Annotated in this window: 14 protein-coding genes; 8 read left to right on the top strand and 6 right to left on the bottom strand. The window is 59.7% G+C overall.

Annotation, left to right across the window (positions count from 1 at the left end; genetic code table 11):
• Positions 1-38: 38 nt before the first annotated feature.
• From NKI96_RS01355 to NKI96_RS01345, 3 genes are all read right to left on the bottom strand, one after another.
• Positions 39-1,070: a cation diffusion facilitator family transporter gene (locus NKI96_RS01355; protein WP_023694080.1), complete on the bottom strand. Its 1,032-nt coding sequence runs from the start codon at positions 1,068-1,070 to the stop codon at positions 39-41.
• On the bottom strand, positions 1,067-1,327 hold the full coding sequence (locus NKI96_RS01350; RefSeq protein WP_023684828.1) for a metal-sensing transcriptional repressor: 261 nt from the start codon (positions 1,325-1,327) through the stop codon (positions 1,067-1,069). Before NKI96_RS01350 ends, NKI96_RS01355 begins: the two co-directional genes overlap by 4 nt.
• 965 nt (positions 1,328-2,292) lie before the next feature.
• Positions 2,293-3,231, bottom strand: a complete 939-nt coding sequence (locus NKI96_RS01345; protein ID WP_023694079.1) for a LysR family transcriptional regulator — start codon at positions 3,229-3,231, stop codon at positions 2,293-2,295.
• 269 nt (positions 3,232-3,500) lie between these two features.
• Between NKI96_RS01345 and NKI96_RS01340 the strand changes: the two genes are divergently transcribed.
• The 4 genes from NKI96_RS01340 (at position 3,501) to NKI96_RS01325 (ending at position 7,154) form a co-directional block, all read left to right on the top strand.
• Positions 3,501-4,160, top strand: coding sequence for an ABC transporter permease (locus NKI96_RS01340; protein WP_023822420.1), 660 nt, complete (start codon positions 3,501-3,503; stop codon positions 4,158-4,160).
• Positions 4,161-4,172: 12 nt separating this feature from the next.
• On the top strand, positions 4,173-4,922 hold the full coding sequence (locus NKI96_RS01335) for an ABC transporter permease (RefSeq protein WP_023694078.1): 750 nt from the start codon (positions 4,173-4,175) through the stop codon (positions 4,920-4,922).
• Between the two features lie 50 nt (positions 4,923-4,972).
• Positions 4,973-5,821 carry a transporter substrate-binding domain-containing protein gene (locus NKI96_RS01330; RefSeq protein WP_023694077.1) on the top strand — a complete coding sequence of 283 codons (849 nt, stop codon included), beginning with the start codon at positions 4,973-4,975 and terminating at the stop codon, positions 5,819-5,821.
• Positions 5,822-5,900: 79 nt separating this feature from the next.
• Positions 5,901-7,154, top strand: coding sequence for a CapA family protein (locus tag NKI96_RS01325; protein ID WP_023699947.1), 1,254 nt, complete (start codon positions 5,901-5,903; stop codon positions 7,152-7,154).
• Between the two features lie 16 nt (positions 7,155-7,170).
• Here NKI96_RS01325 and NKI96_RS01320 read toward each other — a convergent pair whose 3' ends face one another.
• Positions 7,171-7,683 (bottom strand): helix-turn-helix domain-containing protein, encoded by a 513-nt coding sequence (locus NKI96_RS01320; protein ID WP_245263170.1) that lies wholly within the window; start codon positions 7,681-7,683, stop codon positions 7,171-7,173.
• A 142-nt stretch (positions 7,684-7,825) separates the two neighbouring features.
• Here NKI96_RS01320 and NKI96_RS01315 point away from each other — a divergent pair, with 142 nt between their 5' ends.
• The 4 genes from NKI96_RS01315 to NKI96_RS01300 all read left to right on the top strand — a co-directional run bounded on the left by NKI96_RS01315 (position 7,826) and on the right by NKI96_RS01300 (position 12,502).
• A complete protein-coding gene (locus NKI96_RS01315) occupies positions 7,826-8,062 on the top strand; it encodes a helix-turn-helix domain-containing protein (protein ID WP_023694075.1) in 237 nt (78 codons plus the stop codon).
• Positions 8,063-9,051: 989 nt separating this feature from the next.
• Positions 9,052-10,554: a winged helix-turn-helix domain-containing tetratricopeptide repeat protein gene (locus tag NKI96_RS01310; protein WP_023694074.1), complete on the top strand. Its 1,503-nt coding sequence runs from the start codon at positions 9,052-9,054 to the stop codon at positions 10,552-10,554.
• Between the two features lie 187 nt (positions 10,555-10,741).
• Positions 10,742-11,575 (top strand): thermonuclease family protein, encoded by an 834-nt coding sequence (locus tag NKI96_RS01305; RefSeq protein WP_245260658.1) that lies wholly within the window; start codon positions 10,742-10,744, stop codon positions 11,573-11,575.
• Between the two features lie 234 nt (positions 11,576-11,809).
• The gene (locus NKI96_RS01300) at positions 11,810-12,502 is read left to right on the top strand and encodes an SOS response-associated peptidase (RefSeq protein WP_352802607.1); all 693 of its coding nucleotides are present in this window, start codon (positions 11,810-11,812) and stop codon (positions 12,500-12,502) included.
• 202 nt (positions 12,503-12,704) lie between these two features.
• Here NKI96_RS01300 and NKI96_RS01295 read toward each other — a convergent pair whose 3' ends face one another.
• Positions 12,705-13,547 carry a plasmid partitioning protein RepB C-terminal domain-containing protein gene (locus tag NKI96_RS01295; protein WP_031198691.1) on the bottom strand — a complete coding sequence of 281 codons (843 nt, stop codon included), beginning with the start codon at positions 13,545-13,547 and terminating at the stop codon, positions 12,705-12,707.
• The gene (locus NKI96_RS01290) at positions 13,541-15,145 is read right to left on the bottom strand and encodes a recombinase family protein (RefSeq protein WP_081731347.1); all 1,605 of its coding nucleotides are present in this window, start codon (positions 15,143-15,145) and stop codon (positions 13,541-13,543) included. Before NKI96_RS01290 ends, NKI96_RS01295 begins: the two co-directional genes overlap by 7 nt.
• Positions 15,146-15,238 lie beyond the last annotated feature (93 nt).

Genomic DNA, 15,238 nt, shown 5'->3' with positions numbered 1-15,238 from the left:
AGCCGAGACCGGCAAAAGCGAGTGGTTTCCGGCAGTTGTCAGTGCTGGTGGCCGTGATGTTCGCCCTGATCATGAGAGTGCGGATGCTCGTGCTCACCTTGGTCGGTCGAAAACCGGATGTTGGCAGCTGCGAGCGCCGGCATGTGTTCGAACAGTTCGTTCTCCAGCGCCGCCGTGATCTTGTTTGCCTCTGAGAGAGGCAAGGTTCCGTCGGCTGCAATAGCGATGTCGGCATGCAACTTGTGGCCAATCCAGCGGGCCTTGGCGTCGACAACGCGAGCACCCTGCACATGCGCAGCGGCATGCTGAATTTCGGCCATCACGCCCGGCTCGACGCCGTCGAGCATGCGGGTGAGCACTGAGCGCGCCGATTGCCAGACGATACCGAATATAGCGACCGTGATGAGAAGCCCGATGATCGGGTCGGCCAGTGGAAATCCGAGCCAGACGCCCATGGCGCCGATGACCACTGCAAGGCTGGTAAGCCCGTCGGTGCGGGCATGGTAGCCGTCGGCGACGAGCGCCGCACTGTTGATTTCCCTGCCGATACGGATGCGAAACACCGCGACGGCCTCATTCCCGAGGAAGCCGACAATGCCCGCCGCGGTCAGCCAACCGAGATGAGTCACTGCCTGCGGACTGACCAGGCGCTCGATAGCCTGGTACCCGGCGACGATGGCGCTGAACAGAATGATCAGCACGATAATGATACCGGCCAGATCCTCTACCCTGCCAAGGCCGTAGCTGAAGGTCCGTGACGGCTTGCGTCGTGCCAGCATGAATGCGATCCAGAGCGGAATGGCGGTTGTGGCGTCGCCTATGTTGTGGATCGTATCGGCCAACAGCGCCACGCTGCGTGACACCAACACCACGGCCATCTGCAATGCCGCCGTCATGGCCAAGATGACGAACGACCATTTGATGGCCCAGATGCCGCGGTCAGTGGTTGCAATCGTTGCGTCGATGACCCCGTGCGTATGGCCGTGCGAGCCATCGTCATGAGCATGCGCGTCATGATCATGTGACCCGAAGCCGAACCAATCCAAGACGCGTGCGCCGATACTGGTCATAGGTATTTCGCCAGTTGCTTGAGCTCTGCCAGCGAGTTGCCTCCCGCTTCCGTGTCGATCAGACAATGTTCGATATGATCGTGGATCAGTTCTCGCTTTGCGCTGCTGATGGCGCTCTCCACTGCATGGAGTTGCTGCGCCAGGTCCAGGCAGGATCGCTGCGCCTCGAACATGCCAAGCACGGATGCAAGATGCCCCTGTGCGCGCTTTAAGCGCTTCACGATAGCCGGATGAGAACTATGGATGCCTTCGGACATGCCCACCGGTATCCCCCCAGGGAGGATGCGTCAAGTATGATGTGAGCGCAGATCGGCTCTTGATCAGCCACCCCGCAGAGCGTGTATCCATGGCGCTGAATGGTTCCGGAAATTGGAATCTGGGCTTGAAAGGGCTGGCCCCTGTGCAATACAGGAACCAGCCATTAATCCTACCAACTCAATGAACCGTCCAACTTTATGGGGTCAGTTCACGACCGGGCCTTTCTTTGCGTGGTGAAACTGAAGAAGCCCGTCGGTCCGATCAGCGGGCTTTGTGATGGGGATGGCCCGCGCCTGCTTCCGAGGCTGCGCGGGCCGACCATGGACGCATCTTGGTCACCGGCCGGACCGCTGAAGAACGAGCCGGGTGTGACCGAACTGCCTTGGAGCGGGAATGTTCCCGGCTGACGCAAAAAGCTCGCCAGCATGAGCCGGCGGGCAATCGATCTGGAGTAGCTGGACTCATCCAGCATAGTTCAACGACGGCGGAAGGTTCGGTAGCAACCCGCGCTCGTCGCTCCCCAAGGATCCAGGGAGCGGCGAGTTGTTGCCCTGCGAGCGCGACACAGAAACTTCGCCGCGCCATGAAAGGACGGCGTGGAGCGCGCAAGCTCTGCAACAAGCTGCCGGCGCTCTGGGAGGTCTGTCCGCTTTTCGGATTGCCAGTGCCAGTCCAGACCAGCACCCTGCCTGGTGAGCGTAATCCCGCAATTGCCTGCGCTGAAGGCGGCGTAGGGCCGCCCATTGGGCGAGACTGGACTTCTAGACTGGAAGCCACCAATTCCTGCACCGCTTCGGGAACGGCCAACGGCACCATCTGCGCCGGATAGGGGCCGTCGATCCAGCCGTTCGCGGAGCGCTCGCTATCGGTTTGGCCGTTCAGGCTAGCCATTCGCGTCACTTCGCAGAAAGCCTCCCGGTTGGGCCTTATGCGGCACGTCCCAACCGAAATAAACCATGGCCGGCTAGGACGACGTCTGGAGAAACTGTTGCTCTCTCGTCGGCGTCTTCGAAAACGCTGTGATTATCGCCTCGAGCGATACATTCAAGGCGTTGGAAAAGGTCCTGCCCCTCTGCCAAATCGCTACGTAGTGATAGAGCGCGGACGGTTCCACTGGCCTTACTCCCAGCTGAAACGCCGCGTACTCACGTGCGATGATCTCGTTTGTGATCGAAATGCCCAGGCCAGCCGAAACGTATCCGGCTTCGTGACCGTTGCAATCGAATTCCACCAGTATGTCCGGCTCAACGCCGGCGAAGCGCAAGGCATTGAAGTTCATCTGGTGGGCGGCAAACTGGGGATCGATATCGACGATCGTTTCGCCTGCCAGGTCTTGCGCCTCGATACAGGTCTGTTTTGAAAAGCGGTGGTCGGGATGAAAAATGCATACGTTTCGTGCCGACCCAAGCGGCGCCCATTCAAACAAGCCTGGATCCAGAGGCAGTCTCGAAATTCCAAGATCGGCGCGGCCGGCCAGGATGTGTTCGCCGATCTGCTCGTAGCTTCCAGAAATCGACCGGACATTCGAAGCGGTCTGTGAGCGGATAATCGCCACGACCTTGGGCAAGGTCACGAAACCGAAAACAGAAGGCGCGGCAATCGCGATCCGCTGCTTTTCCTCGTTCTTCATCGCGAAGATCGACGCTTCCAGCCGATCCAGGGACGTCAGGGCAAGTTCTACGTTTCGCAGAAGCTCCCAAGCTTCCTGCAAGGGGACGATGCGGTTGGCTGATCGCTTGAACAGTGTGATGCCGAGCGTGGTCTCGAGTTGCTTCACATGTTGACTGACGGCCGGCTGGCTTATCCCGAGCGCTGCCGCCGCCCGCCTTGTCGAACCGGCCCGCAACACTTCCCGGAAGACCTTCAGTTGACGGAGCTTGAGGTCGCTCTGCAACAACTCCATTCCCTGCGCGCCTTTCCCTGATAACCACCCGGCGGCAGACAACGCCAACCTGGGGAGCAACGAACTGCCTCAGTATATAACGACGCGTTATAGATAAAATAATAAAAGTTATAGATTGAGTGTGTAATTTTAAGCGTTAGAATTGGCTAGTATCTCAAGTTAACTCCACATTAGAAATATAACAACTCGCAACCTTGGGTTATATGGTTTGGTCTCGGCAATAAAGACCGACATATCCTGCGGCAATTGCGAGCCGAGGAAAGCGCCCCATGGGTGGTTTTACTACTCAGTTTGTTGTCGCACTTACCGTGACCATAAGCCTGGCTCTTGTCAGCGGCTGCCTGGGTACGGCATTCGGGCTGTTTTTGGCGATTTCGAAGGGCACGGCAAAGCCGCGCCTCAACGCGGTCGTGGCCGCCTACACCACAGTCGTCCGTGGTGTACCAGAACTTCTCGTTATCCTGCTCATCTACTTCGGCGGAACCACGCTCGCCAGCAAGATCGCCGGCCGGTATGTCGAGGTGAACGCATTCACCGCAGGGGTTATCGCGCTCTCGGTCATTTTCAGCGGTTATGCGATCGAAGTGTTTCGCGGTGCGATAGCGGCAGTGCCAGCGGGCCAAACCGAAGCGGCAAAGTCGCTTGGGCTGAACGCCTGGCAGCGCTGGATGTTCGTCATCGGTCCGCAGATGCTGCGGCTGGCGCTGCCTGCCTATGGCAATCTCTGGATTTCGCTCTTCAAGGATACCGCACTGGTCTCGATCGTCGGCCTGACCGACATCATGCGCGTTGCGTATGTGGGGGCCGGATCCTTGCGCGCACCATTGACTTTCTACCTTGCGGCCTCCGCTCTCTATCTCTCGCTGACCACCGTCACGTTGCTGTCGATCCGGCTGACTGAGCGGCGCTATCCGGCTCTCGGCCGGTAGGAGGGAAGGCCCATGAACCTCGGCTTGATATTTGACGCACTGGTTGTCTTGCCTTCGGGCGTTGGTCTCACTTTGACCCTGACGGTCTTGTCGCTGACGGCCGGATTTCTTCTTTCCGTGCCGCTGGCCTTCATCCGCGCGTTCGGACGTCCCGGCTTCTCGCTCGCGGTGCTCGCATACACCTATGTGATCCGCGGAACGCCGATGCTGGTTCAGCTCTTTCTGCTCTACTACGGCCTCGCTCAGATCGAGGCGGTGCGAACAAGCATCTTCTGGGTGATCCTGCGCGACCCCTTCTGGTGTGCCCTTCTGACATTTTCGCTGAACAGCGCGGCACACACCACCGAGATCCTGTGCCGCGGTCTCCAGTCCGTGCCGAAGGGTGTCACCGAGGCGGCCACATCTCTCGGCTTGAAACGCTTCCAGATCGCTCGCCTGGTCACCTTCCCGATCGCTTTCAGGATATCGCTCCCGGCCTACGGCAACGAGATCGTCGGGATGATCAAGGGCTCGTCGCTCGCGAGCACCGTGACGCTGCTTGAGATCACCGGCATGGCGAGACAGATGGTGTCGACCACGTTCGCGCCGTACGAAATCTTCATCGTCGCCGGAGCGATCTACCTATCGCTCACCTCGATCGCGGTGAAAGCGATCCAGTTGCTGGAGCGATGGCTGTCGACCGACGGCCATCCGGTTCGCCGACGAAAGGCGCGATTGCGCCCCGCCCTACCTGACCCAGAGATCACGACGCCCCTGCCCTGACGCCTAGGTTCTGGGCTCCCCTTTCCATCCAACCAACGAAGAGGTGCATCATGCGCATACCCCTGGCTATTGCTGTTTCTATCGTATCCCTGATGTCGGCAGTCCCGGCGAGCGCGCAAAGCGAGCGCGTCATATCGATTGCCGCTGAAGGCGCCTCGCCGCCCTGGGACGGCACCGACGCGAACGGTCAACTCTATGGCTACGATATCGATGTTGGGCAGGAGCTGTGCCGTCGGATCGAGATCAAATGTACCTTCGTCCCGCAGGATTGGGACGGGATCATCCCGGCACTGCTTGTCGGCAAGTTCGACGTGATCATGTCTGGCATGGCGATCACGGAAAAACGCAAGCAGTCGATCGCGTTCTCGATCCCCTACGCCACCGGCTTCAACCAGTTCGTGGTGCGCAAGGACCTGGGTCTCGACGCCGGCGACACCAAGGAAAAGGTCAACCTTTCGACCATCGGCGACAAAGAGAAGGCAACCATCGAGCGCCTCAGATCGACACTCGCCGGCAAGGCGATCGGAGCCCTGCGCTCGTCCAATTCGGAAGCAGTCGTGAAGGAAATGCTGGGCGATGTCGTGACCATTCGCAGTTATGACAGCCAGGACAACATGAAGCTCGATCTTGCCGCGGGTCGCATCGACGGCGGCCTCGCCGACTATTTCACCTGGCGCGATTTTCTGGAGACGCCTTCCGGCTCGGATGTGGTGTTTTTCGGCCCTGAACTGAATGGCGGGCTCTGGGGGCCGGGCGTCGGCGCAGGTCTGCGCAAAGACGATACGGAGTTGCTCGCCAGGTTCAACGCGGCCATCGACGCGGCCACCAAGGATGGGACGATCAAGGCGCTGAGCCTGAAATGGTTCAAGAGCGATATCTCGCCAGCCATCTCGCAATAGAGGCAACCGACTTCGACATTGACGTGGCGCTGGCCGGAACGCCGGCGCCTGCGCCCTACCCTCCTTCAAGGCGAGTTCCATGAAAGACCAGTTCTGCGCGGTCGTCACCGGCCAATCCCTGATCAAGCACGACATACGTGACGTCAAAAACGAACGCTTCATCGCGGTTACGGATTTCCTGCGCCAAGGCGACGTCGTCTTCACCAACTTCGAGTCGACGATCCTGGGTAAGCACGGCGGGTGGCCGACCAAGGGCAAATACTTCGGATATTCCAGGGCTGAAGTGCTCGACGCATTGCAGGCCATCGGTTTCAACGCGCTTGCTCTGGCAAACAACCACGCCTTCGATCTCGGCGCTGGCGGCATCCTCTCGACCCTGGAGGAAGTGGAAGCGCGCGGTCTCCTGCATGCCGGCATCGGGGCCGACGAGACTGACGCGAGGAAACCGGGCCGACGCCGGCTGGGCGCGCGCGAGGTCGCGCTTCTTGCGATGGATGCAGGCCCCGGCCCGACCAACATGTATGCCGAAGACCGCACGGCCTTCCGGCCGGCTCGGCCCGGCGTCAATCGTCTGAACACCTGTCGCAAGATCGGGGTACCGGACGGACATTTCAGCAGACTGGCAAGGCTGGGCGCTCATTTGCAAAGCTCCCCCTTTGAACTGGCCAACTATGCGCAACCGGAGGACCCGGTAGAGGTGTCGGCCGGCACGGAGATCAATTTCTACGGCACCGTGTTCACGCAAGCCGCAGACTTCGGCCGTATGATCGAAGTCGATCAGCAGAGTGCAAGTGTCCATCTGGCCGCCATCCGGCACGCGGCGGCACAGGGCGATTTCGTCATTGCCTATCTGCACCACCATCATTGGGAACCAGGCTGGCAGGACGTGCCGCGCTGGGTGCAGACCTTTGCTAGGATGTGCATTGACGCCGGCGCCAACCTCTTCGTCAGCCACGGCGCTCCGGTGCTGCAGGCGGTGGAAATCTACAATGGCGCGCCGATCTTCTATGGCCTCGGAAATTTTCTCTTCCACGTCCACGCCGACGAAACCGAATGGGATCCACCGGAAGTCTGGCAAAGCATCGTCGCCGCTTGCCGCTATGACGCCGGCGGAAGCCTCACAGAAATAGACCTCCTGCCCGTCGCGATCGGGGCGGAAACTCAGTCTCCCGGATCCGCAACGGGCAGACTGGTGCCCGTCGCCATCACTGGAAGCGAGGCGCGAGACATGCTTGAGGAATTCGCGACGCGCTCTCGGGCGTTCGGCGTCGAGATCAAAGTATCCTCGGCTTGCGGCCGCATCACCGTGCCCGCTGCCCGAAAATTCGGCTGACTACCGCGATCGACCGTCAGACGGTCTTGCATTCGGCCGGCGCGGACTCGCCGGCCGTCTCGCTCTCTGCCTTCGTGTCTAGCAGGACCAGTTCTTCCCCTAGCGCTGAGACCAGGGACGAGATGCGACCACGCAGACGCGGTGGAAGGTTCACTAGCCCCTCAATCAGGCGCCGACCCTCCGCGCTGGCGATGAAATCCAGGCGCTCATCGACCGGCAGGGGCCGCGCCTCGACGCGGGTCTCATCGTTTCCCGGCAGACCTTCGAAGAAGCGGCTGACAGGAACGCCGAGCGACCTGGCGATTTCGTAGAGCATCGAAGCGCTCACGCGATTCCGCGCGTTCTCGTATTTCTGGAGCTGCTGGAAGCTGATGCCTATGGATCGGGCAAGTTGGGCCTGCGATACGTCCGACTGGACGCGGACGGTCGCAATCTGCCTGCCGACATGCTGATCGGCGGGATGAGGGTCACTGTCGATCTTTGGCTTCGGCTCCGTCCGAAGGAGGACGAAGCGCTGCGGTTTCAACAAGGCTTTTCGATGCTCCATTAGCCAGCCGACAGAGAGTCTGTCGGTACGTTATCTGAAAGCCGAATCGCCATTTCGTATACCTTATAGGGTGTAAAAGAACCCTATCGGTAGCAAAGAAAATCTGCCTGCCAATTGTGGACCCATGGTCAGTCCACGACAGATTCGAGCCGCACGAGCTTTGCTGGGTTGGTCTCAGCAGGAACTCGCTGACAAGGCTATTGTTTCGCTTAACGCGCTGGTCCGGTTGGAAAACGGCAAGGTGGATTCCCGGATTAGCACTTTGCAGGCCATTGAAGCGGCCCTGACAAAAGCGGGGGTCGAATTCTTGTCTGTAGGGCAGAGAGGTGAAGGTGTCCGGCTCTTAAATCCTCGGGCTTGATAGTGAGTTTGGCGGTCTGGTTTCTGTTCAGGTCCTGCTGCTGAAGGCACACCCATTCAGTCTGTTCATGAGCCTGCCGACATCCGCACCGCGCGCTACTGCAGGACTGATTGATCGGCTCGCGCCCGGATCGCTGTAAGCAAATGCGCTTAGGCTGAGTCTCGCAGCTGCATTTGTCGTTCCCACAATTGCTCTCCTGCGGGTGACGAGAGACAAAGTCGTGGTATTGTCGGAGTCAGCCACGATCCGAACTCCACACAGCTTGGGTTGTGGCTAGGCCGAACGACGTGTTGTTGCACGACGTTCGGTCACGAAGAGTGAACCACATTACGTACATTACGGACACCGCTATTGTCAAACGTTCCTGATCCTGTCGACAACAAAACTGAACGCTTCGAGTTGCGGCTCTCGACCGACCTACTTGCTCGCGTAGACGAATGGCGTCGCACTCAGCCAGATCTTCCCACCAGATCGGAAGCGTTCCGGCGATTGGTGGAGGCTGGTCTAGCTTTGAAATAGGTTGCGGCTTGGTAGAAATCATCTCGAGTGCGCTTGGCGAGCAGAATATAACTCGCCTGGCCATTTTGCTAAGCTAGTACCCGTTGAATGCGGGTGCGGTGGCCAAACGGCACCTGCGACGAGTGAAACTACCGAAAACGGGGCGGAGTCATGACCGAACCAGGTCGCGATATTTCGTCGTCCAGTCGCTTCGCCGCCCGCTGTCCTGGCCGTCTCGCGTACTGGCGCCTGGCACCCAGCCGCATGCATAGCTCGGCCATGCTGCTGAAAAGGCACCCTTGCTTCTCCACCCATGGCCCGAAATGGCCGCGCGGCAATGCCGCCTTGTTGCGCAGCGGCCAGCGCCCGATCGCTATCTTCTGATCGATGGACAGGTGGCCGCGTTCTGGGCATAGGCCTCGAAAGCGCCCCGGGGATTAAAGCGGTGCCGACACTGTTCCGAAATCCGCCGGAACGTCTAATATGCCCAGATGCAGGGGACACGCATCGCTTTTGGTCCGTTCGTACTCGATCCCGACATCGGGACGCTCCTGAAAGAGCAGATCCCGATCGTTGTTGGGCATCGTGGGCTGACGCTGCTTGCTGCGCTCACGGCCCGGCCCGGCGAGATCTTGACCAAGGCCGAACTGATGGACGCTGCCTGGCCGGGAACCGCCGTTGAGGAAGGCAACCTTACGGTCCAAATAGCGACACTGAGAAAGGCACTCGGTCCGGCTGACAACGGCGGCGAGTGGATCGCCACGGTGCCTCGCGTCGGCTACCGCTTCACCGGGACTGTCGAGCCGGTGGCGAGCGCATCCCGCAGAGCGATACCAGAGTCCGGCAAGCCGTCGATTGCGGTCCTGCCTTTTGCCAACTTGAGCGGCGATCAGGACCAGCAGTATCTCAGCGATGGCATAACCGAGGACATAATTACGGAGCTGGCCAGGTTCCGCTCCCTCCTTGTCATCGCGCGCAATTCATCTTTTCAGTTTCGCCATCCGGCATTGGACATTGCCGAAGCCCATCGCAAACTCGGAGTTCGCTACCTCGTCGAAGGCAGCATGCGAAAGCTCGGTGATCGCATTCGGATCACCACACAATTGATTGACGCCGCCACCGGCACCCACCTGTGGGCCCAACGGTACGACGGGGCCCTCGACGACATCTTCGCATTGCAAGACGAGGTTGCGGCTCTCATCGCCTCGATGGTCGAAGGCCGGGCGGAGGCCGATTCGACGAGCCGGACAAGACGCAAGCCTCCCGCCGATTGGGATGCATACGACTATTACCTGCAGGGGCGCGCGCAGTTCTACCGGTATGAACTGGACATGGCCGAGCCCCTATTCGTCCGGTGTGTCGAGCTCGATTCGACGTTCGCTCAAGGCCACGGCTTCCTCGCGCAGGCCCTCGTCGGCAGATTTTGGTACGACAACGATCCGCGGACGCTACAGAAGGCCTGGGAGTCGGCACGAACGGCGCTCGCTCTCGACAGGAGCGATGGCGTCTGTCACCAGAGCATGGGGCTGGTGCTTACGCACATGCGCCAGCACAGCGATGCGGGAGTGCATTTCGAGCAAGCGCGCTCGTTGAACCCGCTAGACATGAACATAGCGGGGGACTATGCAAGCTGGCTCAACTACGGCGGACGGGCCGAGATGGCGCTGAACGTGCTCGAAACTGCGCTCCTGCGCGACCCGTTACCTCCAATTTGGTTCTGGGAGGTGAAGGGCAGCTCCCTCTTCCTGCTTGGAAGGTACGTGGAGGCCATCAGTTCGTACCAGAAGGCCGGCGACCAATTCTTCATTCATGCGTTCCTCGCAGCGGCGTACGCACATTTGGGCGAGACGCAGAAGGCGCGCGTTGAAGTCGAGGAAGCACTGACGAGGAAACACGACCTGACTGTCCGGTTGTTTTCAGGTTTCCCGTTCGCCGACCAGGTTGCCCTCGAGCTTTTTATGTCAGGCTTCAGAAAGGCGGGTTTTCCCGCGTGAATGCACCTTCGGGAGCGCGCCGGTCAGGCCCGACAGCCGAATGCACCCCAACAGGCCATCGAACCCGCTTAACCGAGATCGAAGTCGAGGGCGTCGGCACGCATCGGCTTCCGCGCTAGCATTCCGCGCGTCTCGTCTTCTGGACTCTTTGTTGAAACAGTCGCATCCTCCCTGCGGGGAAGAGGGCGTGGACAAATACCGATACGACAATCGATCTGATCGCTGGCGAAAGCGAGCCGGTGCCAAGCATAGCCGTGCGCACCGATGGGCGAATGTGCCGCGGCGCCTGATTTTGGTGACTGCGGTAGCGGCTGGCGCTCTGGTCGCGCAAACCGCCATCCAGCACAGCGAAAGTTTGCCAGAGATCAATGCATCGAACTGGTTCGGCTCGAAGCCGGCGCCGATCGCCGGTGTCGCGTCTGTGATCGACGGCGACACGATCGAGATCCACGGACAGCGCATCCGCTTGAACGGCATCGATGCGCCCGAGAGTAAGCAATATTGCGACGACGGTAAGGGCTTCGAATACGCCTGCGGGCGCCATGCTGCCCAAGCCTTGCACGAGTTCCTGGCTGCATCGCGTCCGTTGCACTGCAGCTTTGTTAACCGAGACCGGTACGGCCGGCTTGTTGGGGATTGCGATCGCGCCGACGGTCGCAACGTCCAGAGCTGGCTTGTCGAGCGGGGCTTGGCACTAGATTGGCCGCGCTACAGCCACGGAGCCTACGCAGGACAGCAGGCGAAGGCCCAGGCAGCGAAGGTCGGTCTGTGGGCTGGGGCGTTTCAGGCGCCATGGGATTGGCGCGCAGAGCATGCGAACGGCACCACCAAGCCGTCTGCAAAACAACCACTCGGCATGATGAGCAATGGGCAGGTGGCGCAGAGCTATTCTTGTCAGCCGCGGCGAACTTGTCCCCAGATCAGTTCGTGCGATGAGGCTAATTGGTACTTGGCCAACTGCTCTTGGGGCGGCAAGCTCGACCGCGACAAGGACGGCGTTCCTTGCGAGAGCCTTTGCTAAGTCGGCAGTGAGAGGGACATGGCATGATCGTTGTCGGCTTTGCCTTTTTGCCTCCACAGCGCACACCAAGGCGAACTCTGCGGTCGCCCAGAGCCTTCCGCAAGGCTACTAAGGCAATCAATCGGCCACCGCCGCCGAGAAACGCAGCGTCTGGCGCCGCAGCGACGAGTATAGGAGAATTCCGACCTTGGCCCGCTCAGCGTGCCTGAACTCCTGCGCAACTGAGGCAGAGCGATGTGCGGACGTTACACCAAATATCTGTCGTGGTCGGAAATCCACCGGCTCTACCGCCTGACTGCGCCGGCGGAGACGGGCCGCAACGACGAGCCCCGGTACAACATCGCGCCGACTCAGGATGTCCCATTCGTCACTGCCGGTGAGGATGGCAACCACAGGCTGCGTGAAGGGCGCTGGTGGCTGGTCCCTTTCTGGGCAAAGGAAATGCCCAAGGCGGCTATGTTCAATGCCAGGATTGAGGGCATCGATACAGCGCCCGCCTTCCGCGACGCCTACAAGTCCAAGCGCTGCCTGATCCCTGCCGATGGCTTCTACGAGTGGACGATATCGCCTGCCGACGGCAAGAAAGACCCTTGGCACATCTACCAGCCAGGCCACGCGCCTTTCTCGTTCGCCGGGCTTTGGGCTTACAATTCCAATCTCGACATAACCAGCTGCACCATCATCACCGAGCCTGCCGCAGAACCGATGAAGCAGTTGCATGATCGGCAGCCTCTCATTCTCGACGCGGCCTACTATGACGCCTGGCTGGACCCGGCGACGCCCAAGGAAAGCCTCAAGGACATTCTCAGCCACGACATCGACGGTCAGCTGCAGTTCAACCGCGTTGGACGTGAGGTGAACACGAGCGCCGTCAACAAGTTGCCCAACGACCATCCCGGCCTGGTCGGGCCGATCAACCCGTTATGAGCGACGAACCGAGCCGGCTTGCCGAAGGGATGACAGCGATTCCGCGCGGCCGAGAGCCGATCGAAAATCGCTTTGCGAGCATTCTGGCTGCGGCAAGCTCGGCGGGTTTGGGTTTTCGAGGCCTGGACAGAAGTCACATTGGTTCTGTTGTTTGCATCCCGGCGACGGCGATCGGTTTGTATAGGAGTTGACGTCCGACCATCTAGCGCCCCTGTTCGAGGCATGGCATCGAGAAGCTGTGAAACTCTTCAAAATGCCCCGGAAAGGTCCGGGCGAGATACCGCACCACTCTGGAATTATCCATCAACCGGTCGAAAAAGCGGTTGGCTGCGACAAGCTCCAGGCCCACCTGGCCATGACGTTCCGCGGCGCTGAGAACCGCAAGGCTTAGCGCGCCGACATCGAGCACCATCGCGCCGCGCTGGTCTTCCGCCTGTGTGGTGATCGTTGAGAGATTAAAACCCTCGACCAGCAGGGCTTGCGGTGTCAGAGCGACGAGTAGTCTCGCGTAGGTGATCCTGACCCGGTCCATCGCCACCATCAGCCGGGCAATCTCCAATTGCCTGGCTGGCAGCACCTTCTGGAGCAACCCGAAGATTTTTGTTTTCACCGGCGCGTCCCGAAGCAGGTCGAGGACATCAGGGCAAATTCCGTTAACGGCTTTCCGGTTCTCGCCTGTCTCGGAAGCGGGTTTTCCGGGAGAGCAGAACATTTGCGGCTCGCGGGTCGCGCCACGCAACCTATGTGCCAGTAGGCTTGGCATTGTCCTGAAGCCCTCGGACACCAGCGTGGCGCAGAATTGCTTGTCGCGCATCATCAGGTGGAGCGCCGCTACTATCCGGTCTAGGCTCTGTTCAGACTTAGCCGCTTGCGTGACGAAATCGCGCATGCGTTTGCATTCCGTATCGTAGGTCGCCAAAAATTCGTGTGAACGAAGCCTCTTCTTGGACCCTAATGCGCCAGCAACAATATTGCTCGCATGTCTGTCGCCACCCTTTTCCAACGCACGGTAGGCGGCGTCCTTGGGTAAGCGCTTGACTACCAAGCCACGCCCCCCACAGGCTCTCGCTCTGCCAGCCTGACAATGGGATTGAGCGTGGGAAAAATATAGCTGTCCAGCGGTATCCCATTGATGGCATGCAGTTCCGATTTGCCAGCGATCTCATGCGCAGGCGCAATCAAATAATCCCGGACGGTCAGGTCGCCGGGATTCATACGGATCAGGACGAAAATGTCGGGTAGTGGCCGTTTATCGGCCTTGGAAAACCAGCGTGGATAGCCGAAGCCGGAAACCCTGCATCGGCCCATTGTAATCGCCACCGTGATCTCCTCGTTTATCCGCAGGAGGTCCATCGCCATGTCATGGGCAGCAACCCCGCCCTGCTTATCAATCGCGCCCACAAGATCCCGGATAATCTGCAGCCTCATTGATTCCAGGTGCCGGTTCACGCCGATGAAGCGGTAGTTTTTGGATGGCTCGTATCCGATCAGTTCATAGGCTTTGACAATGGTTCCAAAACGCCACTGGTAGCGTTGGGCCGGCGGGCACCCCGGATCGGCGTCGATCATGGCCAACGACAAGGCGCCACGGCGAGCCAGAAGTGCCCTAAGAGCAGCCAGCATCTCGTCGTTGGTCATGTGGCGATAGATGGTCTTGAGCACGATCTGCGCCCGGTCGAACAGTTTGCGGTCGACGATCGGCTCCAGGACGTTTTCCACCCGCACCCACTGTTCGGGGGGATTACGGACTTGATGGCTTCTCAGCCGGGCCGAATGCTTGTTCCAGACGCTGTTGCCAATGTAATTTTCGTTGGTCAGCACCGAGTGGACGGATTCCCGCGTCCATGGTCGCCGCAAATCGCTGAGCACGCCGCGCTTGTTCAGCAGTCTTGCCATCTCCAGCTCTGTCTTGCGTGTTCTGACAAAGTGACTGAAGATCCACTTCACTGTCGCAATCTCGTCAGGTGGGCCGAGCACCAGAACTATTCGATCCGTCTGCTGGCTCTTGTATTCGTGGGATGAAAGGATGCCTTTTGAACGGCCGTGTTGATCGACAAGCAGGCGCCGCAGGCCAAAGGCGGCCTTCCCGCCCTGCCGGAAGCCCAGCCGGATCAACCTCGCCTGGCCGATGAAGACTTTTTGCGAGAGCATTCTGCTCTGCTCGGCAGCCATGCTCCGTTTGATTGCTTTGAGGACGTCTGACCCGATGCTGCCGTCGTTTGCGAATTGCTCGGCGCAAAATTCGATACGGACGCCGGCCATCTGGCATCGGTATTCGTAGGCTGCGCTTTCATCAATGTTCTGAAAACGCCCCCAACGGCTTACATCATAGACCACAACCGTCTCAAAATCGGCTCGCCCACTTTCGACATCGGCCAACAGCTTCTGAAGACCGGGGCGCCCTCCAAGGTTTAAACCGCTGCGACCGAGGTCCTCGTAAGTGGCGACAATGTCGTAAGCCATGATGTCGGCATAGTCGCGAATGGCATCCGCTTGGTTGTCGATCGAGTAGGTCTGGTGTTCCGTCGACATGCGCACGTACTGCGCGGCGCGAACTCTACGCACAGTCTGGTTCCCGCCATCTAACTTTGGCACTTTCCCCACACTCTCGACCGTTGCCCAGGCAATGTCTGCCTGGGGCATGCCCAACCTACTAGGCAGCTTCCTACGGTCCCATTAGGAATACCTCGACAGTTTGTGTCGAATGGCTCGATAGTCTGATCGAGCCTCGAAGCC

The organism is Mesorhizobium sp. M0292 (assembly GCF_040321695.1).
Taxonomy (GTDB): Bacteria; Pseudomonadota; Alphaproteobacteria; order Rhizobiales; family Rhizobiaceae; genus Mesorhizobium.
Note: the sequence above shows the minus strand (reverse complement) of the source record. Positions and strands in the feature narration are given on the sequence as shown.